At 58.7% G+C, this 20,300-nt stretch carries 19 protein-coding genes and 1 pseudogene; 15 read left to right on the forward strand and 5 right to left on the reverse strand.

Annotated features, from left to right (window positions below; genetic code table 11):
- Nucleotides 1-63: 63 nt before the first annotated feature.
- The 7 genes from OU02_RS06955 (at nt 64) to OU02_RS06985 (ending at nt 6,869) form a co-directional block, all read left to right on the forward strand.
- Nucleotides 64-1,308, forward strand: a complete 1,245-nt coding sequence (locus tag OU02_RS06955) for a nucleotide sugar dehydrogenase (RefSeq protein ID WP_033489531.1) — start codon at nt 64-66, stop codon at nt 1,306-1,308.
- Nucleotides 1,309-1,403: 95 nt separating this feature from the next.
- Complete coding sequence (locus tag OU02_RS06960; protein WP_033489532.1) at nt 1,404-2,300, forward strand: glycosyltransferase family 2 protein; 897 nt, start codon at nt 1,404-1,406, stop codon at nt 2,298-2,300.
- Nucleotides 2,301-2,302: 2 nt separating this feature from the next.
- On the forward strand, nt 2,303-3,067 hold the full coding sequence (locus OU02_RS06965; RefSeq protein WP_033489533.1) for a DUF4422 domain-containing protein: 765 nt from the start codon (nt 2,303-2,305) through the stop codon (nt 3,065-3,067).
- Between the two features lie 52 nt (nt 3,068-3,119).
- Nucleotides 3,120-3,998, forward strand: a complete 879-nt coding sequence (locus tag OU02_RS06970; RefSeq protein WP_275039960.1) for a glycosyltransferase — start codon at nt 3,120-3,122, stop codon at nt 3,996-3,998.
- On the forward strand, nt 3,995-5,038 hold the full coding sequence (locus OU02_RS06975) for a glycosyltransferase (protein ID WP_033489536.1): 1,044 nt from the start codon (nt 3,995-3,997) through the stop codon (nt 5,036-5,038). The genes OU02_RS06970 and OU02_RS06975 overlap by 4 nt, the downstream gene beginning before the upstream one ends.
- A gap of 20 nt (nt 5,039-5,058) precedes the next feature.
- Nucleotides 5,059-5,982 (forward strand): capsular polysaccharide synthesis protein, encoded by a 924-nt coding sequence (locus tag OU02_RS06980; RefSeq protein WP_033489537.1) that lies wholly within the window; start codon nt 5,059-5,061, stop codon nt 5,980-5,982.
- Nucleotides 5,983-6,002: 20 nt separating this feature from the next.
- Entirely contained in the window at nt 6,003-6,869 is an 867-nt protein-coding gene (locus OU02_RS06985; protein WP_033489538.1) for a glycosyltransferase family 2 protein, read from the forward strand.
- A gap of 40 nt (nt 6,870-6,909) precedes the next feature.
- On the opposite strand, the gene OU02_RS06990 is transcribed toward OU02_RS06985, so the two are convergent.
- From OU02_RS06990 to OU02_RS07000, 3 genes are all read right to left on the reverse strand, one after another.
- Entirely contained in the window at nt 6,910-7,740 is an 831-nt protein-coding gene (locus OU02_RS06990; protein WP_033489539.1) for a glycosyltransferase, read from the reverse strand.
- 9 nt (nt 7,741-7,749) lie between these two features.
- On the reverse strand, nt 7,750-9,150 hold the full coding sequence (locus OU02_RS06995) for a flippase (protein WP_238552004.1): 1,401 nt from the start codon (nt 9,148-9,150) through the stop codon (nt 7,750-7,752).
- Between the two features lie 186 nt (nt 9,151-9,336).
- Entirely contained in the window at nt 9,337-10,302 is a 966-nt protein-coding gene (locus tag OU02_RS07000) for a glycosyltransferase family 2 protein (protein WP_033489541.1), read from the reverse strand.
- Nucleotides 10,303-10,424: 122 nt separating this feature from the next.
- Between OU02_RS07000 and rfbB the strand changes: the two genes are divergently transcribed.
- The 5 genes from rfbB to OU02_RS07025 all read left to right on the forward strand — a co-directional run bounded on the left by rfbB (nt 10,425) and on the right by OU02_RS07025 (nt 16,524).
- Nucleotides 10,425-11,444 (forward strand): dTDP-glucose 4,6-dehydratase, encoded by a 1,020-nt coding sequence (gene rfbB, locus OU02_RS07005; protein ID WP_033489542.1) that lies wholly within the window; start codon nt 10,425-10,427, stop codon nt 11,442-11,444.
- 90 nt (nt 11,445-11,534) lie between these two features.
- Nucleotides 11,535-12,989, forward strand: coding sequence for a sugar nucleotide-binding protein (locus OU02_RS07010; RefSeq protein ID WP_033489544.1), 1,455 nt, complete (start codon nt 11,535-11,537; stop codon nt 12,987-12,989).
- A 6-nt stretch (nt 12,990-12,995) separates the two neighbouring features.
- Nucleotides 12,996-13,886, forward strand: a complete 891-nt coding sequence (gene rfbA, locus OU02_RS07015; protein WP_033489545.1) for a glucose-1-phosphate thymidylyltransferase RfbA — start codon at nt 12,996-12,998, stop codon at nt 13,884-13,886.
- Between the two features lie 102 nt (nt 13,887-13,988).
- Nucleotides 13,989-15,884: a DUF4012 domain-containing protein gene (locus OU02_RS07020; protein WP_051918308.1), complete on the forward strand. Its 1,896-nt coding sequence runs from the start codon at nt 13,989-13,991 to the stop codon at nt 15,882-15,884.
- Between the two features lie 241 nt (nt 15,885-16,125).
- Nucleotides 16,126-16,524: a hypothetical protein gene (locus tag OU02_RS07025; protein ID WP_238552001.1), complete on the forward strand. Its 399-nt coding sequence runs from the start codon at nt 16,126-16,128 to the stop codon at nt 16,522-16,524.
- Nucleotides 16,525-16,630: 106 nt separating this feature from the next.
- On the opposite strand, the gene OU02_RS07030 is transcribed toward OU02_RS07025, so the two are convergent.
- Nucleotides 16,631-17,671, reverse strand: coding sequence for an aggregation-promoting factor C-terminal-like domain-containing protein (locus OU02_RS07030; protein WP_033489548.1), 1,041 nt, complete (start codon nt 17,669-17,671; stop codon nt 16,631-16,633).
- A gap of 255 nt (nt 17,672-17,926) precedes the next feature.
- Complete coding sequence (locus tag OU02_RS07035; RefSeq protein WP_033489549.1) at nt 17,927-18,328, reverse strand: thioredoxin family protein; 402 nt, start codon at nt 18,326-18,328, stop codon at nt 17,927-17,929.
- Nucleotides 18,329-18,495: 167 nt separating this feature from the next.
- On the opposite strand from OU02_RS07035, the gene OU02_RS07040 reads away from it, so the two are divergent.
- The 3 genes and pseudogenes from OU02_RS07040 to OU02_RS07050 all read left to right on the forward strand — a co-directional run.
- Nucleotides 18,496-19,131, forward strand: a complete 636-nt coding sequence (locus tag OU02_RS07040; protein WP_033489550.1) for an NUDIX hydrolase family protein — start codon at nt 18,496-18,498, stop codon at nt 19,129-19,131.
- Between the two features lie 73 nt (nt 19,132-19,204).
- Complete coding sequence (locus tag OU02_RS07045) at nt 19,205-20,071, forward strand: alpha/beta fold hydrolase (RefSeq protein ID WP_033489551.1); 867 nt, start codon at nt 19,205-19,207, stop codon at nt 20,069-20,071.
- 25 nt (nt 20,072-20,096) lie between these two features.
- Nucleotides 20,097-20,300: pseudogene (locus tag OU02_RS07050) on the forward strand (NAD(+) diphosphatase); the annotation flags it as partial.

Consider the following 20,300-nt stretch of genomic DNA (forward strand, 5'->3'; position numbering starts at 1 on the left):
TCTCAATAATACGCTTTTAAAAAAGCCAATAATCAATATACATAAGAAATACGAGGAATGCACATGAAGATCGCGGTCGCCGGCACCGGCTATGTGGGACTGTCTGTGGCACTGCTGCTTGCGCAGCATAACGAAGTGCATGCGCTGGACATCGTGCCCGAAAAGGTGGAGAAGCTCAACCACTGCGAAAGCCCGATTGTGGACGTGGAGATCACACGTTTCCTCGACGGCAAGCGCGATGGCACAATGGACTTGGACTTTCAGGCCACCACTGATCCGGCCGTGGCGTACACCGGTGCCGATTACGCGGTTGTGGCTACCCCCACCAACTATGACGAGCGCAAGAACTACTTCGACACCTCGAGCGTGGAAGCCGCCATCAAGGCCATCCGTGAATATGACCCAGACTGCTGGATCGTGATCAAGTCGACGATCCCGGTCGGCTACACCGCACAACTGCGTGAGAAGACCGGAGACGAGAAGATCATCTTCTCCCCGGAGTTCCTGCGAGAAGGCCATGCGTTGTACGACAACCTGCACCCTTCACGCATTGTCGTCGGCGCACCGATGGACGATGCTGCGGCAGTGGAGGCCGCCCACACGTTTGCGAACCTACTTGCACAGGGTGCTGCCCCCGAAGAGAATGAACGCAAGAACGCCGACGGCACGACTGGCATTCCGGAGCTGATCTGCGGTACGACCGAAGCCGAGGCGATCAAGCTGTTCGCCAATACGTTCCTGGCGCTGCGTGTCGCCTATTTCAACGAGTTGGATACCTACGCACAGTCGCGCGGATTGAACACCGCTGAGATTATTCGTGGTGTGTGCCTTGATCCTCGTATCGGTGGACATTACAACAATCCTTCATTCGGCTATGGTGGGTACTGCCTGCCGAAGGATTCCAAGCAGTTGCTGGCGAATTACGCTGATGTGCCACAGAATCTCATCGAGGCCATCGTGGCTTCGAATGCAACACGCAAGGATTTCATCGCCGATGAGATCCTCAACGAGATCAGCGGCGAAGAGCATCCGGTCGTGGGCATCTATCGCCTGACGATGAAATCCGGCTCGGACAACTTCCGCCAGTCAAGCATCCAAGGCATCATGAAGCGCATCAAAGCCAAGGGCGTTCCTGTTGTGGTGTATGAGCCGACACTCGACGATGCGGAGTTCTTCGGCAGTGAAGTGACCCATGACCTTGAACGGTTCAAGCAGTGTGCCTCCATCATTGTCGCGAACCGTTGGAACGACGAGCTTGCCGATGCTTCGAACAAGGTGTTCACGCGAGACCTGTTCCGTCGAGATTGATGTTCGCCTGTAGCGGGTGTGCACGCTCGTGTTGGGCAAAGACCATCTGGTTGGATAGACTAGAGGGATTGCATAGCGAAGCGTGAGGTTGTACTTTGTCTGTCAATAACATCTCGGTGATCATTCCAACGCTCAATGCGGGCACCATGATCGATGATCTGCTGTCCGCGCTGGAGCGGCAGACCATCACGCCTGCGGAGATCATTGTGGTAGATTCGTCGTCAGACGATGACACACAGGCGATTGTGCGCACGAAACACCCTGAGGTGCGCCTGCTGGTGATCGACCGCAAGGATTTCAACCACGGTGGCACGAGGGACTATGTGCTCCGCAAAAGCTCGGGGGAGTTCGTGTGCTTCCTCACGCAAGATGCGTTGCCGAAGGACAATGAGTTTTTGGCGCGGATTCTTAGACCGTTCAGAGATGAGCATGTGGCACTTGTGTACGGGCGGCAGTTGCCGCGTGCAGATGCCCGGCCCGCTGAGCGCATTGTGCGTGGGTACACCTACCGGCCCCAGTCGCGCATATTCACCCAAGCCGATGTGAAACGCTTGGGTATCAATGCCTTCCGCGCCTCCGACGTGTGCGCGGCGTACCGCCGCAGCGCATACTTGGAGGTCGGGGGATTCGAAAACCCGGTGCTCACCAACGAAGACATGTTCATTGCCGCACGCTTCCTCCACGCAGGCTGGACCATCGTGTACGAAGCCGATGCGCAGGTGATCCATTCGCACAATTTCACGTTCAAGCAGCAGTTCAACCGCAACTACATCCAAGGCGTGGAAATCACCAAGCACTCCGATATTCTGGGCAATGCCAAGCTGACCGGCGAAGGTTTCTCGATGCTCACCTACACGATGAAGGAGCTGCTCAAAGAGGGCGAAATCGTGGAAGCCGCGCGCTTTTTCACTGAGTGCATCTTCCGTTACACCGGCAACCGCAAAGGCGTGCTGGACGCCAAGCGCGCCGCCCGGAAAAGCGCGGGGCGGTGACGATGCCGGACCAAGCGAATACACGCGTCTACATTGTGGCGCACAAAGACTTTGACGCGCCTGCCGAGCCAGGGTACGTGCCGATTCTGGCCGGTGCCGCGCGCAACCATGCAAGCATTGCGGTGCGCGATGACGCCGGCGAGAACATCTCCGTGAAAAATCCGCAATTCTGCGAACTGACCGCACAGTACTGGGTATGGCGCAACGCCTGTTCGGACAGCACGAATGTGGGATTCGTGCATTACCGGCGCTATTTCTACACCGATGCGCGCAAAAGCCGCATTGTGCCGGCGGCGCAGTTCGCCCATGACCTGACCGAAGTGGATGTGGTGCTGCCCGAACCATGGATCCTCACCAAGACCATCCGTGCACAGTTCGCCCAATTCCATAACATCGACGACTTGAATACCGTACGTGCGATCCTGCAGGAGAGGCACCCGGAGTATGTGCCGGCGTTCGACGAACTGCTCGATGGGCACGCGTTGTACAGCTACAACATGTTTGTGATGGACACGAGCCGGTTCGCGGCGTACATGGAATGGCTTTTCGACATTCTGGACGAGGCGGAGCGGCGCATCGACACCACAGGATATGACGCATACAACCAGCGTCTCTTCGGATTCCTCGCGGAGCGCCTGCTCAATGTGTGGGTGCGCACGCGCAAGCTGCGCGTCAAGACCTATCCGGTATACAAGCCCAGCGACGTGTGGTGGAAAGAGGCGCTGCGCGCACAGACCAAGAAGCTGTTATATGGACGCCACCGCTGAGAGGTCCGGCATGTTACACAGGGAAGGGGAGTGTATGAAGCGCTGCGCTGGAATGGTCACATTCAATCCGGACATGGCACGGCTGCAGGCCAGTCTTGACGCCATAACCCCGCAAGTCGAGGCCGTGTTCGTCTTTGACAACGGTTCAGGGAATGTGCAGACTGTACGCGAGCTCGCCAAGCGATATAGGGGCGCGGTGCATGTGCAGGGAGCGGGGCGCAATCTGGGCATTGCCGCGGGTCTCAATGCCGTGTTGCAATGGGCAGCGGCCCGCCGATACGATGCCGTGCTGCTGTTGGACCAGGACAGTGTAGCCACCGCTGGCATGGTCGATGCGCTGGCACAGCTGCTTACCGATGGTGTGGGGCTCGTCTGCCCATTCATCCTGGACCGCAACCGCATGACCGAAGAGGAATACCGTAGCCAGCATCTGCCCGCAGTGGAGCAGCTGACTCGCGGCGCCTCGCATGGTGCGATCACATCAGGCTCGCTCGTCAGCGTGCCGGCCGCGCTCGCAGTTGGTGGATTCGACGACGCGTTGTTCATTGACTATGTGGATTTCGACTTCAACGAACGCCTGCTGCTCAATGGGTACCGGATTGTCAAAGACAATGCGGTGTATTTGCTCCACGAAAAAGGCAAATCAGCGCAAACTGGCCTCAAAGTGCCGCGCCGCCGGTCAGACGGCACGGTGATATGGGCACCTTTGTTCACGTTGGGGTACAACCCCATGCGCTGTTATTACCAAGCGCGCAACCGGGTGATCTACTGGAAGAAATACCACAAGTGGACCAAACTCGAAGGCCTTGTGGAGATTCCGCCGCTCATGGTGCTCTCGCTGTTGGAACCGCACCGCTTCGCCAAACTCAGGGCGTACTGCAAGGGCATTGCGGATGGCATGCGCATGCCGGTCAAGGAGTATCGTCCATGACCGCGCGCACCCCGCTCATCAGCGTGATCGTGCCGGTGTACAACCAAGAGGCATATGTTGCCGCATGCATCGGCTCGTTGCGTGCGCAGACGATGGACGATGTGGAAGTGATTGTTGTTGACGACGGCTCCACCGACGATTCCGTGCGCGTGATGCGCAACGCCATTGCAGACGACGCCCGCTTCACCATCATCGAACAGGCCAACCAAGGCGTGGCTGTGGCGCGCAATACCGGCCTTGGCACGGCGCGCGGCACATGGATCTGCTTCATCGACCCCGACGATGTTGTGGACCCTGAGTATCTGGCCACATTGTATGGTGAAACGCGCGCGCATCCGCATGCCGACGTCATCATGTCGGCGTGCGCCGCCTTCGACAGTGCAGGCGAGCGTCGCCAGCGGTTTTTCCCCAGCGGGTTCGTGGTGACGGATGAGGCGGCCAAGAAGCCGCTCTACCGCCAACTTATGGATGGCGCATATATGCAGGACGCCGGGTTTGTGACGGCGATCGGCGTGCCGTGGGGCAAACTATACCGGCATGCGCTGCTCACGGAGCATGATTTGCGTTTTGACCCGGCGCTGCCGCGGATGCAGGACAATCTGTTCAACATGGAGGTCTTCCACGCCGCGCATGAGCTGGTGTATGTGGACTATGCCGGGTACCATTACCGCGTTGGGGGATTGGGTGCGCGCACGGTGGCGAACACCGCGAAAGGGCTGTACCACCCCGCGATTGACGCCCGCACGCGGCTGATGCATGAATACCGGCTGGACACTGACGCCGACTTACGGCAGACGTGGGCCACCGAACAGGTGAATCTGTATTACCAAGAGCTCAAGGCGGTGGCCGCACTTGCACCGCGCGATTGGAACGCCATCCGCAGGGCCTGTTGGCGGCGCGCAGAGGCATTGCACCCGCGTTTGGCCGCAGTGGACAGGCGGATGCTGCCGAAGGCAGGCCGATTGAAATACGCCATGTTGACGAACAGGTTCATGACCACGGTGGTGGCCACGCTGCTGTGGAAGAACCATGGTGAGTGACACCGAAGAGGGAGAACCGGATGCCTAGACTCAAGGAATTGCCGGCGCGGCTGTCGAAGATCAATTCCGCAGCGGTCAATTGCACCAAGCTGCTGGGGGTCAAACCAGCTGCGCTTGGGGTGGTGTACCACTGCACCAAGCGTTGCCGTGACCGGTATTACCGCGTGTTCGACGATGCACTATGGGCCAAGGTCATGCGTCACATTCCCTTTGATGCCGATGCCATCCCCGGTTTACCCGCACACAATGACGGACCGATTTGGGTGGCATGGTGGCAAGGGTTGAACGACCGCACGCCAGCGGTCATCCGCGCGTGCGTCGACAGCATCAGACGCCATGCAGGCGGCCGTGAGGTCATCATCGTGACGCGCGAGAATTACGCGCAGTATGCAAGCATCGATCCGATTCTGGCGCAGCGCCGTGAGGCGGGCACCTTGACGATCAACGCGTTCTGCGACGCGCTGCGCGTCAAACTGCTGTATGAGCATGGCGGCGTATGGCTCGATTCCACGCTGTATCTGACTGATGACCTTTCGTCTGATTTCGCTGACTACCCGTTCTATTCGATCCACGCCGAGCACCCGGAATGCCTTTGGGCCACATACTGCCTGGCATCGGTGGCTGGCAATCCGCTCGTGAAGTACATCTATGACTGTTTCGTCGCGGTGTTCACACAGATACCGGCGGTGCCGGAGTATTTCCTCTTCGACGAGTTCTTCCACGACGCCTACATGCACATTCCGCAGGTCACCGCGATGATCGACGCGATACCGTTGAGCAACAACGGCCGCTTTGAACTTTCCGAACAGATGGATTCCACCGCAGCCGAGCCCACGGTGGTGCCCGGCACGACCATCCATAAACTCACGTACAAGATTCCATACCCCACCACGGTGCAGGGCAAGCCCACACTGTACCAGCGTGTGCTTGACGGTACATTGTGATGGAGACGAAAGGACTGACTATGTTTGGATTTGTAGTGCTGCATTACCTGGTGGATGACGCCACCGCGCAGTGTGTGGATTCGATTCGCGAATATTGCAGCAGCGAATCATGCCATATTGTGATTGTGGACAACAATTCAGCGAACGGCAGTTTTGAGCGGCTCCAGACGCGTTATGCCGAAACACCCGGTGTCACGCTGCTGCACAACGCCGTGAACGAGGGCTTCGCCCGCGGCAACAACATTGGCTACCGGTATTGCAAGAGCCAGCTGCACTGCGATTACATCGTGACAATCAACAACGACGCGATGCTCACGAGTGCCGATTTCATGCCGTTGTGTACCGAGGACTATGTGCAGACGCATTGCGGCGTGATTGGCCCGGACATCGTTTCACTCAAAGACGACCGCCATCAGAACCCTAGTTACGGCATCATCCGTACCCAACGGGAAGTAAATAGACAGATACGCCGGTTCCGTGCGATCCTGCTGTTGCTGCGCCTGCACTTGTACGAGCCGCTTGTGCGGCTCAAGCAACGGCTGGGGCGCCAGCCTGCGGCGGAAAGCCCATACACGCACGCCACGGCTGAGGCGGATGCGAACCAGCCCTACAAATTGCATGGCGCATGTCTGATCTTCACGCCGGCCTTCGTGCAACACTACGACGAGCCATTCGACCCGCGCACCTTCCTGTATTTCGAAGAGCACATCCTATGGATGCGCTGCCAGACGGCAGGGCTGGGTATGCATTATGACCCGCGCATCGTGGTGAAGCACGTGGAGGACGCGTCGACCGACAGCATGAGCGTGGATACGCGGCAGAAGATGATCTTCACACTTGGCAACTACTTGGCCTCACTCAAGGTGTTGGAGACGTATGTGAGCTGAATGACGTGCTGGATGGGTATAGGGGAGATGGGCTCATAAATCAGATGAACAGGAAATGCAAGGACTTATACTTCCTGATCAGATTGCGGCGGCGCGCACAGATGCGGCTTCGTGCAGCGCGCTTGCCATCCTTACCGAACATTGCATAGTACGCACGTGTGTCCTGTTTCCAGATGCGGAAGCGGTGGATGTCGGCCTGCATGTTGTTAGAGTCATACGAGAATGACTGGTGAAGCACAATGTCATCCATGACGATGATTGGTATGCCATGTTCATGGACTTGGACCATCAGCTGGTGATCCACCTCATCCAGAAACAGAGATTCATCATAGCGCACGGTTGTGAAGATATCGCGCGCAAGAATCATGCCGGAGTTGATGCCACTCACATGCGCGGCATCGGAGAAATCATTGTTGGTAATCGTCCGGATACGGTAGCCGAACTGCAGATGCGGGCTGATAAGCTCGCGCTGCGTGCGCACAAGCGGGAGATAGATGGCAGGTTCATCAATGAAATACGCAGCGGCCTTCTCCAGAAAATCATCAGGTACCGTAGTGTCGTCATCCATGATGCAGATGTACGGTGCGTCGCACTCGGCGACAGCGTTGTTGTACGCCCTTGGAAGACCTACATTCCCACCCATCCAGCGGTAGTGAACGAGGTTACGGTTGCGTAGGGTGGTGTTGACCTCATGTGGCCGGCTGCTGTTGTCGCGGATGTACACACCATGCACGGTAGGGGAGTTCAGAAAATACTCCAGTGAAGTGATTTCTTCAATGCCCTGTTCGTACAGGATGATGATGACGTCAACGGAGCGTTCACGGATGCTGTGAGGTATAGGAAATCCGGCAGAAGGGGTGGTGATGACCATGATGCTGCGTTACTTCTTTCTATGGAGCATAGACTGTAGGAACGATTCCTTGGTGAGAATCAGCAGAATAGCGTCGAAAACGCAGAATCCGACGGCGGCCAGTAGGATACGCGGGAGGGGGGACCACGACTGGCACAGCCATGAAATTGCCACGGCGCCGGTACACCCTGCGATCCATGAGATGATAATCTTCCAGTAATCAGTATGCTTGTGCACTTCCTTGATGAAGTCGCGGATGATGTAAGTGCGCAATGCATATACGCAGATCTCAGTGACCACCAAGCCGAATGCGGCACCGTTGATTCCCCATAGTGGGATGAAGATGAGCTCGAAGATGATGGCTAGCGCCAAACCTGTGACTGTGGTATAAGTGTACTCTTTCTCGCGGTTTGCTGCGACCATGTATTGCGATTGCATGGAGCCGATAGGCCCCAGCAGAATCATTGGGGAGCTGATGACGAGCGCAGACGAGCCGGGAAGATAGTCGTGGCCGCCGAGCAATAGGATGATTGGCTGGACACAGATGACAACGGCAGCCATCAGTGCAAGACCCAGCATGATGAGAAAGTTGAAGCTCTTCGCCATCAGTTTGGTGGTGGCCTCATGGCCCTCCTGCGCCTCATAATAGGAAAGGCGGGGCAGCATGACGCCGCTGACAGCGCCCACTGCAGAATTACACATGTTACGAATCTTGTACACGAGCTGGTAGAGTCCCAATGCGTAATTTGAGGTAAGGAAGCCGAGTAGCAGCATGTCTATCTGACCGTACATGCCCGACGCGATGTTGGAGACGGAGAACGTGAACATCGCTTTGAAATGCTTGCGAATGTTCATTGTGTAGTGTCGTGAGAACGTCACATAGACACGCAGACGCAAAAGATTTAGCACATTCGAACCAATTGTGCCGATGAGCAAGACTGCCGCATAGGCCAAAGTGTCGTTTGTGTGACGTACGAATATGAACAGCAGGATGATGCTGAGCACTTTGAACGCGATGTTGCGAACGGTGATGTAACTATACTGCTCAATGGCACGGTACAGCCACTCCGCCGAACATGATGTGAGCCAGATAGACAAGCCAGCAATGAGCATAAGCGGTAGTTGCTCTCGCGTACGTGGTATGACGAACAAGCATGCTATATAGACAGCGTATACGATTGCCGTGGATACGAACAAGACGATGAGCAGCTCCTGCACAGTCTTGCTGAGTGCTGCACGGTCATCCCTGAGTTTCGCGCACTCTCTAGTACCGTACATCGTGAATCCAAGTTGTGCGACAAGAGAGAAGTAGCCGACGAAGGTGTACGCCCACGACACGATGCCGTTGTTGTCCGGTCCCAGCACTCGTGAAACGTATGGAACAGTAATGAGTGGAAATAGGAACGTGGACGTAGTAAGAATCGCGTTCATTACTACGTTGTACCTCACCGAATGAATCTTTGGTTGCTTGATTTGTTTACTCACGATGCCTGATACTCCACTGAAGATGGTGATTGTTACATGCTTTTGGGTATTCTTCGAGATGCTGTTTACCGTGTCGCCTAAGTCTGTTCTGAATCTGTCGGCTTGGTTCGAGCCCAATCTATATAAAGGAAACTACAGCGAGAGTGCTGTGCGGAGTTGGGTGATGCAATCCACGATTTTGTTTGGCCAGAAGCCATATGTGAAGAGCGTGCGGACGCGTTGCATACGGGATTGGCTGGGTATGGTGCAATACGCATCAAGTGTGTTGAGCGCCGTGGAGGGTGTCTGGGATTGCACGGCTGCTCGAACGAGTCTGGCTTGCTCGATGGTCTGGCGCAAACGCATGATGTGGTTCTGTTTCCTTTGGGCGTTCGGAATGATGAGGTCAAGCAACGTCTTGCATGACGAGTATGGGTGCGCGCCCATGACGTTAGTGTCATGTTGGCGGTAATCCACGGTTGCCTCGCCTACATATACCAAATGGCCAAGGGAAGCTGCCAGCAGGGCATAGACCCAGTCATGCATCATTATGGCTTTTACGTCGCTGAGGTTGAGGCCATGAATAGCTTGGACCATTGCCCGGTTCATAGCGCTGGCACAGCCAGTGACAAGGTTCTGCACAAGCAGTTCGTTCAGACCAATACGGTGCGGATTTCGACCGATGTAGGTAAGGAATGAAGGCGCGATGACATGATCTTGGGCGTCCACCACCGTGAGATCGGAAAAGGCAAGTAAAGGTGCGTCGATACCATAACTGCGCTCGGCCTCATGAATACGGTTCATGAAAAGCTTGAGTTTGTTGGGGTGCCAGATGTCATCCTGATCGGCCAGGAAGACGTAATCGCCGCTGGCTTGGCTCATCAGGTACGTAAAGTTTGCCTGTGCAGAGCCGAATTTGATGTCCTGCGAGATTATATTGATGCGTGGGTCTTCACGTGCGATGCTGGTGATGATGTCCAAGGTGCCATCCGTCGAACGGTCATCGCAGATGTTCAGCTTCCAATCGCTTAAGGTTTGGGATTGGATGGAATTGATCTGTTGCCTGACGTAGTCCGCCCCGTTGTACGTGGCCATGAGAATCTCTACTACAGGTTTCATGGGATACTGACTCCTAGATACATTCATTACGCTTGGATATAACTTACTCGTACATAGCGAGATGCATTACATTCTCAGGTTTCAAGCCTTGATGATAGCGAGCTGTTGCTAGAGTGGAAGCCATGACTGATGCGTTTATTCCCAAGAACATCATCGTGACCGGCGGCTGCGGCTTCATCGGTTCGAATTTCGTGCATTACGTGGTCAACAACCACCCCGATGTGCACGTGACGGTGCTCGACGCGCTCACCTACGCCGGCAATCTCGAGAACATTAAGCCGCTGCTCGGCGACCAGGTGGAGTTCGTCCATGGCAATATCTGCGACGCGCAGCTGCTCGACGAGCTCGTGCCCGGCCACGATGCAATCGTGCATTACGCGGCCGAATCGCACAACGACAACTCGATCGCCGACCCCGAGCCCTTCCTCAAGACGAATGTGGAAGGTACGTTCCGTCTGATCGAGGCGGCGCGCAAATACGACGTGCGCTTCCACCACGTGAGCACCGACGAGGTCTATGGCGACCTCGCACTCGACGACCCGGCGAAGTTCACCGAAGAGACCCCCTATCATCCATCGAGCCCGTATTCGTCGACGAAGGCGAGCTCCGACCTGCTCGTGCGTGCCTGGTTCCGCACCTACGGGCTGCGCATGACGATCTCGAACTGCTCGAACAACTACGGGCCATACCAGCATGTGGAGAAGTTCATCCCGCGCCAGATCACGAACATCATCGAAGGCATCCGTCCCAAGCTGTACGGCGACGGCCTCAATGTGCGCGACTGGATCCACACCGAAGACCATTCGAGCGCGGTGTGGACGATCCTGACACAGGGCCGCTTGGGTGAGACCTATCTGATCGGCGCGAACGGCGAACGCAACAACCTGACCGTACTGAAAGACATCCTGCGCGTGATGGGGCAGCCCGAAGACGCGTTCGATTGGGTCAAGGACCGCCCGGGCCATGACCGCCGTTACGCGATCGACGCCACCAAGCTGCGCACCGAGCTCGGTTGGAAGCCGACCCACACCGATTTCGAATCCGGTCTGCGCGCCACAGTGCAGTGGTATGTGGACAATCCGCAGTGGTGGGAGCCGGTGAAGGCCGCCACCGAAGCGAAATACAAGGCCCAAGGCCAGTAATGCACCGACCATGGGGCCCCGTCACCGTGACGGGGCCCCATGTTGGCATCAGCCAGGCAAACCGTCACGAAACTGCGGAAGAGGAACGATATGGAATTCGAAAAGGAACTCAAGGTCACGAAGACGAACATCCCCGGGCTGCTTGTCTTCGATCTGCCGGTGCATGGCGACAATCGCGGCTGGTTCAAAGAGAACTGGCAGAAGGCGAAAATGACGGCACTCGGCCTGCCCGAAGACTTTGAACCGGTGCAGAACAACATCAGCTTCAACGCGAAGCGTGGTGTGACGCGTGGCATCCACGCGGAACCGTGGGACAAGTTCATCTCGCTTGCAACAGGCGAGATTTTCGGCGCGTGGGTCGATCTGCGTCCCGGCGATTCGTTCGGACAGGTCTTCACGACACGACTCGACCCATCACGCGCGATCTACGTGCCACGTGGCGTCGGCAACAGCTTCCAGGCACTTGAGGACGGCACCGCGTATTCGTACCTCGTCAATGCGCACTGGTCGCTCGAAATGAAGAAGACGTACACGTTCGTCAACCTCGCCGACCCTGAACTGGCGATCCAGTGGCCGATTCCGCTCGAGGAGTCCGAACGCAGCGAGGCTGACCTGCACCACCCGATGCTCAAGGACGCGAAGCCGATGGCTCCGCGCCGCACACTGGTGACCGGCGCGAACGGCCAACTCGGCCGGGCGATCCGCGAGTATGTGCAGGAGCATGGACTCGAGGGATTCGAATTCACCGACATCGACGAATTCGATTTCTCGGATCCAGCAGCCTATGCGCAGATCGACTGGAGCTTGTACGGCACGATCATCAACGCCGGCGCATACACCGCCGTCGACAAGGCGGAAACACCGGAAGGCCGTGCGGCCGCATGGAAAGCGAACGCCCAAGGCCCGGCGCTGCTGGCGAAGACCGCCACTGAGCACAACCTGACCTTGGTGCACATCAGCTCCGACTATGTGTTCGATGGCGTGGCACAGGTGCACGATGAGGATGAAGCCTTCGCCCCCTTGGGCGTGTACGGCCAGACGAAGGCCGCCGGCGACATCGCGGTGGCGATGGCGCCGAAGCACTACATTCTACGCTCGAGCTGGGTGATCGGCGACGGCCACAATTTTGTGAAGACGATGATCGCGCTGTCCGACCGCGTGGCGAACCCGGATGAGGCGTTGGAACAGGTGACCGTCGTCGACGACCAGATCGGACGTCTCACGTTCACGCAGGACATGGCACGTGCGATCTTCTTCCTGATCGACCGCGAGGCTCCGTATGGCACGTACGACCTCACGTCGTCGGGCGACAGCGTGAGCTGGGCGGCCATCGCGCGCGAGGTGTTCGCGCAGGCGAATGGCAACGGTCAGGCGGTCAAGCCGATCAGCACCGAGGAATACTTCGCCAACGCGACCGCGCCGGTCAGTCCGCGCCCCACCTACAGCACGCTCGACCTGGCGAAGATAGAGGAGACCGGGTTCGAGCCATCCGACTGGCGCGACGAGCTCCATGCATATGTCGCCGCCGCGCGCCGAGGGGAGTGATCGCGCATGAAAGGCATCATCCTCGCCGGCGGCTCCGGCACGCGACTCTACCCGCTGACGACCGTCACCTCGAAGCAGCTGCTGCCGGTCTACGACAAGCCGATGATCTTCTATCCGTTGAGCACATTGATGCTCGCGGGGATCCGCGACATCCTGATCATCTCCACGCCAAAGGACCTGCCGAACTTCGAGCGCCTGCTCGGCGACGGCTCGCAATACGGCGTCTCGCTGAGCTACAAGGTGCAGCCAAGCCCCGACGGTCTGGCGCAGGCCTTTTTGCTCGGTGAGGAGTTCATCGACGGCGATGCGTGCGCGCTTGTGCTCGGCGACAACATCTTCTACGGCAATGGTCTGGGGCGCCAGCTGCGCAAGGCGGCCTCCATTGAGCAGGGCGCCACGGTGTTCGGCTATTACGTGGATGACCCCGAGCGGTATGGCGTCGTGGAATTTGACGCCAACCACAAGGCGGTCAGCATTGTCGAGAAGCCCGAGCGTCCCGCGTCGAACTACGCGGTGACGGGCCTGTATTTCTACGACAACCGTGTGGTGGATTTCGCAAAGCAAGTGCGTCCGTCTGCGCGTGGTGAACTCGAGATCACCGACCTCAACCAGATGTATCTGACCGACGGCAGTCTGCATGTCCGCACGCTCGGCCGTGGCTACGCGTGGCTCGACACCGGTACGATGGACAGCCTGTTCGAAGCCGGCGAATTCGTGCGCACGATCCAGCATGCGCAGGGTCTGCCGATCTCGGTCGTCGAGGAGATCGCGTTCGAGAACGGGTGGATCAGCCGCGAACAGCTCGAAGAGGCCGGTAGGAAGTATGGCAAGAGCCCGTATGGCAAGCATCTGCTCGATGTGGCGAACCAGCGCATCGTCGTCAGTCATGACGATTAATTAAGATAAGGCAGTTCAGTGCGGGCGGCCGTTGGACTCCGCCCGCACGCACCAGCTTGGGCACCTTCAGCCGCACAATCGAGACAGGAGAGACGGGGCAGTATGACGTCGCATGAGGATCAGGCGCAGCACGGGCAAGGGACACATCCGGAGGTGGAAGCCGGCAACGCAACCCCGTCACAGGGTGCGGTAGCCGTTGACGCTGCGCCACGCAAGCCGTGGTACCGCCGTATCCGTTGGTGGGGTTGGCTCCTCATTGCCATAGCGGCGGTTCTGGTGGTGTTCGCTGGTACTGTCGGCACACAGGCACTGCTCGTCAAGCATCATGAGGAAGCGGCGATCGCCGTCGTCAAAGACGCCGTCAAGAAGCATCGGCTCAATGACCTTGATGGGGTCGTCGCGGACATGCAGAAGCAGACGCGTGCCGCGAAGAACATCACGAACGGGCCGTTGTGGTCGTTCACCGAGAAATTGCCCGGCATCAAAGGCAGCATGCGCGTTGTGCGCATGATGACCGATGTGGTGGACGACATGGCGCAGGATACAGCGCCGAAGTTCGCCGATGTCGCGCAGAGCGTCGACGTCAAGTCGATCTACAGGAATGGCAGCATCAATGCAGAGCCGATCGTCAAGGCGTTGCCGGAGCTGGAGACCGCCGCGCAATCGCTGCAGCGGTACACGGAGGAATTCGACAGGATTCCCACTCCGCGCATCGGCATTGTGGCGAATACGCTCAACAGCAGCCGTGGCATGCTCGATAGGGCCAACTATTACATGCAGGCAGCTGTGGACGAATACATCCCGAACCTGCCCACATGGCTTGGCTACAAGGGCAAGCAGACGTACGCGATTCTCGCGATGACGCCGGGGGAGATGCGCGCGAGCGGAGGTCTCATCGGTGCTGTCGGCACGGTGACGATTGACAAGGGCAAGATTGAAATCGGTGATTTTGAGGCCAATACGAAGTTTGCGGGGGATGGCATCACCGCACGCAATCTGTCGGAGGATGAAAACCGCCTCTATCGTGAGGAGGGCCCGATGAGCCTGAACTACGATACGCGCGATATCGCGAATTCGCCGGATACGGTGCGCGTCGCCGATTACTTCAAAGCCATTTGGAACCAAACGAAGATGGGCAAAGACACCGAGCTCAATGGCATTGTGCTCGCCGACCCGCTTGTGGTGCAGAGCCTCGTGAAGGTGCTCGGGGACGTGAAGCTTCCCAATGGCACGGTACTGACCGGCACGAACACCGCGGACTTCCTGATCAATACCGCATATAAGGATTACCCGGCCGAAGAAACGGATGCGATGTTCGGCACCGTGGCGAAGGCATGCGTACAGCGCCTCATGGGCGATCTGGATGCTGGCAAGATGGCCAAGCTGGCGGGCGAGGTGCTCACGCTCGCGCACAACCGCCACCTCTCCGTGTATTCCTTTGATCCGACGATGCAGCAGATTTTCTGGGACACCGAGCTGACGTCCACGTTCCCACTCGATGAGGCCAAGCCGGAGATCGGTATCTACATCACCGAGAACAACCCCTCGAAGATGGGTTGGTACATCAAGCGGTCCACGAAGATCACACAGCTCGACTGCCTGGAGGACGGCCCGGCGAAATACCACGTGGAATACACGATCCGGAACACGATGACCGATGAGGAATCAAAGACCTTGCCACCGTACATCACCGGCATCCGTTCCGAATTCCCCGACAGCCACGGCACCAGCTTCGAGAAGATCGTATTCATGCCACCGGCGGGGGGTACGATGAGCGACTTTGAAGTCACGGGCAATGGCGCGGACCCGGTCGCGGATTCGCTCAATTACCGGCTCATTTACACCACGATTACGCAAGTGCAGCCAGAGAGTGAAGTCACATATTCCTTCAATGTGACGGTTTCACCGGATGCCAAGCGGAAGCTTGGCGTGGATGAGACGCCGACGACCTCGGAGAAACCTGATGTGACCTACGTGAAGCAGTGCCCGGTGCAGTGATCAGCGCGTATTGATGCAACTGGGGTGTCTATGCGCCATTGGATTAATGGTGCATAGACACCCCAGTTCGCTGAAAGATTTCGGATACAGTATTTTCCTGATCTTCGAAATCAATTCGCATTTGTACGTATGCTATTTTATAGTGGTATAGCATTATTCATCCTCGACGTAAGGAAGTTCGTGTATGTCGATTTTACAAGGTTTTGAAATGGTCAACCCGGCTGCTCCTGCAGGGAAATGCATGCTGACTATTACGCCTCGATATATTCGATTCAATAAGAATTCCGTACTCGAACTTGGCTCGCCGCGGTTCGTGCAGATCCTGACGAATCCCCACAGCAAGCAGATTGCCGTGAAAGCATGCAGTGGCAGCGACACCAATGCCATCGAATTCGTGAAGCCGGCCAAGAAGACCGCTTCGGTCACGCTGAACATGCCGATCGTGATGGATACGGTGCTCAAGTTCTTCGATTTTCCCGAAGTCGCCGATGACGAGGTGGCATACGCCCACCTGCATGGCAACCCGTTCATCGACGACAAGACCATCATCTTCGATGTGACCACCGAGAAATCCGGTGTCATGAAGAAGCGCGGACGCAAGAAGCAAAAGCATACCGAAGAGCCGAAACAGGCGTTCTGACCCTGTGCGGTGCATGTTCGATTGAACACGCACCGCACGCCATATACACGCTGAGGGGCGGGCACATTATGTGCCCGCCCCTCAGCGTGTTGTTGCAAGCTTGGATTTAATACCAGTGGTTGGCCTGCCAGAACGCGTAGGCGCCCTGAATCGAGCCGTACCGCCCCTTGCAGTAATCCCAGAACCACTTGAGCTGCGTCTGGTAGTTGGTAGCCCAATCGGCGCCGTGCGAGGCCATCTTGCTACCCGGCAGGGCCTGTGCAAGGCCGTATGCGCCCGAAGACGCGTTGGTTGCGGTGACCGACCAGCCGGATTCGTGGCTGATGATGTACACCGTGGCCGTGAAATCGGCTTCCGAACCGCCGTTGGCCAGCAGATAGTCATGCGCCCACTGCTGCATGTCGCCGACCGGCACGGTGGTGCCGATCGAGGACGAGGCGGCGGCATCGTTGTTGGACGACGCGTTGCCATCGGTCTTCTGCGTGGTGGAAGGCTGCGCCTGCTGCACGGCCGTGCCAACAAGGATCACCTTCTCGACGGGGGCCTTCTTGACGTACGAGGTGAAGGTATTCGACGAAATCACCTTGTCGCCGGAACGGGTGACGAGGTTCGTCTTCTCAAGGATGCCTTCCTGACCTTCGGTCTGCACCTTCTCGGTGCCCTTCGGCAGGTCGGCGGTCTCTTTCTTCACTGTGTTGAACGGGATCTTCGACTCTTCGGTCTCCATCTTGGCGCCTGCGCGCGTGATCTCGATCGTCGTCGATTCGTCAACCGGCGTACGCAGGTCGGGCTTCACGGTGTCGCCCGATTCGAGCGTGATGTCGCCGGCGTCGAGCACGGACTTCACGTCGGTGAAGTTGGTGCCCAGCACAGTGCGGGTCTTGCCGTTGATCGAGACGTTGACGTACGTGGCCTCGCCGTCCAGTGCCTCACGGGCATTACCACGGGAGGCGGCGTGGGAATCGGACACGGAATACGCGGTCGGCTGCGGTGCCGCCTCGGGCTTCGCGTCGGCATAGATGCTGCGCGTGGCCAAGCCGCCGGTCACAACCAGACCAACGCCTGCGGCCGCCGCGGCAATGCGCATCCATTGACGCTTGCTCAGCGATCGAAGGGTGGGGTTGTTCGACTTGTGATGGGCCGACATTATGCTCCTCTGACTACGTCCACTAATCCTCGGCGGTATTGCTCATGGCTGATTCGCGCTGCCAAAACGCCCACTCGCAGGGCGCGCGCCAACCTCGGTGCGCGCGGCCACGCCTGTGGCCGCCGCCGGAATGCACACTGCGGCCCATTATACCGCGCACCGCTCTCCTTATATAGAAATGTGCCCGAATCTTCACACTCCGCACACTGCGGAGTGTGAAGATTCGGGCACATCACCGGGGAAAGGAGGTCAGGCTCAGGCCTGAATCTCCCCTTCCTCAAGCACCTCATGCGGGTCGGCGCCGTTCTTCTCGGCTTCGGCGAGCGCCGCCGCCACATCGAGCTTCTTGGCCTGGCCGATGATGTCGTCGAGGTCCGGAGCGCGCAGGGCCCCGGCTTCCTGGTAGATGATGTGGCCTTCCTTGACGATCATCAGTGTCGGCACGGCCTGCACGTTCGCCTGGTTGGCGAGGTTCTGGTTCTTGTCGATGTCGATCTTGCCGAAGAAGATGTCGGGGTTGGCTTCCGAGGCCTTGTCGAAAATCGGGCCGAAGGCGCGGCACGGGCCACACCAGGTGGCGTAGAAGTCGAAGAACGCGAGTGTGTTGTCTTGCACCGCCTGTGCGAAAGTCTCTTCCGTGATTTCTTGAACTGCCATAGTCTGCTCCTTACATGACGTTCGTTCGGTTCACCAGTACTATGGTCAACCGATTCCACTCCCCAGCATTCCATACTCGCCCCGGCGCGCCGGGAAATCAGCCACGGGGATAATCCGCGCGGTGTGTGCGGCTGGAGTCGACGCGCGGATTGCGCCATAATGGGGGCATGCCAGTGCTGAATGATGAAGTGCCAGACAACGACGACTACGATGCCGGCCGCCGCCGCGGCGAGTTCGACAACATCACGCCGGAGGATTTCACGCGCGATCATGGTTCGGGGCGCGCCACGCCTCCCGGCTGGCTTGACGGCGAGAGCCTGGGGCGGATCCGCCGCCAGATGCCGATCGCGTATGTGGAGATCGTGCCGGTGCGTGCGGACGAGTTCGGGCGCGTCACGCAGATCGGGTCGTTGCTGCGTGTGTGCGACGACGGCTCGATTGTGGAGCGCACGCTCATCGCCGGCCGTGTGCTGTACCACGAGACGATTCGCGAGGCCATTGCGCGCAATATCTCGAAAGACCTGGGCGACATCGCGCTGCCGCAGCTGCCGCAGGGGTTGATGCCGTTCACCGTGGCCGAATTCTTCCCCACGCCGGGGGTCTCGCCGTACCACGACGCGCGCCAGCACGCGATCGCGCTGTGCTACATGGTGCCGATTGCGGGCGATTGCAAGCCGCAGGACGAGACGCTCGACGTGGAGTGGGTCGACCCGCGCACGGCCGCGCTCGACTCGTTCCTTGAGCAGATGGCCGACGGCCACGACTACATTGTGCGCCAGGCGCTTGCCTGGGCCGGCCTGTGATCGGCGGTGGTGTTCTAAGGTGGTGCGTGGACGTTGCGTGACGCACGCGCACAGGAACTGAGGAGCTGCAACCATGGCACTGACGATTGAAAACCACGTCTACCGCGAAGGCGAGGGGATCCCGCTGATCTTGGTGCACGGATTCCCTGTGGACCACCGCATGTGGGACCGTTGCGCCACCGCGCTCATGGAGATGTCCGATGCGCAGGAGTGTACGCAATACCCGATCTGGGCCCCTGACATGCCAGGCGCCGGCGCGAGCCCAGTGCCCCGACCGGAGGACAGTGGTGCGCGCGCCGAGGATGGGGCGCTTCCCGACGCGCTCGACCTGATGGCCAATGCCTACGTGGACCTGCTGCACGCCTCCGGCTACGGGCAGGCGATCTGGGCGGGGCTGTCGATGGGCGGCTATCTGGTGCTCGACGTGCAGCGGCGCCACCCCGAGGCCGTGGCGGGCATGGCGCTGCTCGACACGAAGGGCGACGCCGACGCGCCGGCCTCGCGCGCGCACCGCATCGAGATCGCACGCGAATGCGTGCAACGGCACACGACCGACCCCGTGATGTTCTTCACCGAGGTGCAGCCGGGCGATTCCACCGTCAAACAGTCCCCGGACTACATCAGCCAATTCTCCACATGGATCCGCGAACAGCAGCCGGCGGGCATCGCATGGCGCGAGCTGATGGCGGCCGGCCGCCCCGATCTCAACAGCCAGTTCGCGCGCATCACCGCGCCGGTGGCCGTGATCTGCGGTGAGAACGACCCGTCGAGCGCGCCCGCCGTGATGGAGCCGATCGCGCGCGCGATGATCGGCACCGATGTGGCAATGACAGAAATCGAGGACTGCGGCCACTTCAGCGCATGGGAACGCCCCGACATCGTGGCGCACGCGCTGCACGGGCTGATCGCACGCGTGCCGCGCGCCATCGCAGCGGAATAACCATCCATCAACGAGGGGAATCATCATGTTCGCACCATTGGCACTCACCCAGGCATTGCCGTATCTGCCGCTCGCGCAGGGCTCCATCGACTATCAGGTGGAGCGGCGCGCGGACCCGGGGCTGATCGACCGCACGCTGCGCGAAGCGGGCGCGCGCGTGGTCCTGACGCGCAACGGCCTGCTCGCCGTGCCGCTCGGCCAGCGCAATGCGGCCGCGCAGCCGCACGCG

The organism is Bifidobacterium pseudolongum subsp. pseudolongum DSM 20099, assembly GCF_000771225.1.
Taxonomy (GTDB): Bacteria; Actinomycetota; Actinomycetes; order Actinomycetales; family Bifidobacteriaceae; genus Bifidobacterium; species Bifidobacterium pseudolongum.

Coding starts and splice junctions, on each gene's coding strand:
- OU02_RS06990 (WP_033489539.1), bottom strand. CDS start 7,740: ATGGTCATCACCACCCCTTCTGCCGGATTTCCTATACCTCACAGCATC.
- OU02_RS07010 (WP_033489544.1), top strand. CDS start 11,535: ATGGAATTCGAAAAGGAACTCAAGGTCACGAAGACGAACATCCCCGGG.
- OU02_RS07000 (WP_033489541.1), bottom strand. CDS start 10,302: ATGAAACCTGTAGTAGAGATTCTCATGGCCACGTACAACGGGGCGGAC.
- OU02_RS07045 (WP_033489551.1), top strand. CDS start 19,205: ATGGCACTGACGATTGAAAACCACGTCTACCGCGAAGGCGAGGGGATC.
- OU02_RS06965 (WP_033489533.1), top strand. CDS start 2,303: ATGCCGGACCAAGCGAATACACGCGTCTACATTGTGGCGCACAAAGAC.
- OU02_RS06970 (WP_275039960.1), top strand. CDS start 3,120: ATGGTCACATTCAATCCGGACATGGCACGGCTGCAGGCCAGTCTTGAC.
- rfbB (WP_033489542.1), top strand. CDS start 10,425: ATGACTGATGCGTTTATTCCCAAGAACATCATCGTGACCGGCGGCTGC.
- rfbA (WP_033489545.1), top strand. CDS start 12,996: ATGAAAGGCATCATCCTCGCCGGCGGCTCCGGCACGCGACTCTACCCG.
- OU02_RS07030 (WP_033489548.1), bottom strand. CDS start 17,671: ATGTCGGCCCATCACAAGTCGAACAACCCCACCCTTCGATCGCTGAGC.
- OU02_RS07040 (WP_033489550.1), top strand. CDS start 18,496: ATGCCAGTGCTGAATGATGAAGTGCCAGACAACGACGACTACGATGCC.
- OU02_RS06995 (WP_238552004.1), bottom strand. CDS start 9,150: ATGAACGCGATTCTTACTACGTCCACGTTCCTATTTCCACTCATTACT.
- OU02_RS07025 (WP_238552001.1), top strand. CDS start 16,126: ATGCTGACTATTACGCCTCGATATATTCGATTCAATAAGAATTCCGTA.
- OU02_RS07020 (WP_051918308.1), top strand. CDS start 13,989: ATGACGTCGCATGAGGATCAGGCGCAGCACGGGCAAGGGACACATCCG.
- OU02_RS06975 (WP_033489536.1), top strand. CDS start 3,995: ATGACCGCGCGCACCCCGCTCATCAGCGTGATCGTGCCGGTGTACAAC.
- OU02_RS06985 (WP_033489538.1), top strand. CDS start 6,003: ATGTTTGGATTTGTAGTGCTGCATTACCTGGTGGATGACGCCACCGCG.
- OU02_RS06980 (WP_033489537.1), top strand. CDS start 5,059: ATGCCTAGACTCAAGGAATTGCCGGCGCGGCTGTCGAAGATCAATTCC.
- OU02_RS06955 (WP_033489531.1), top strand. CDS start 64: ATGAAGATCGCGGTCGCCGGCACCGGCTATGTGGGACTGTCTGTGGCA.
- OU02_RS07035 (WP_033489549.1), bottom strand. CDS start 18,328: ATGGCAGTTCAAGAAATCACGGAAGAGACTTTCGCACAGGCGGTGCAA.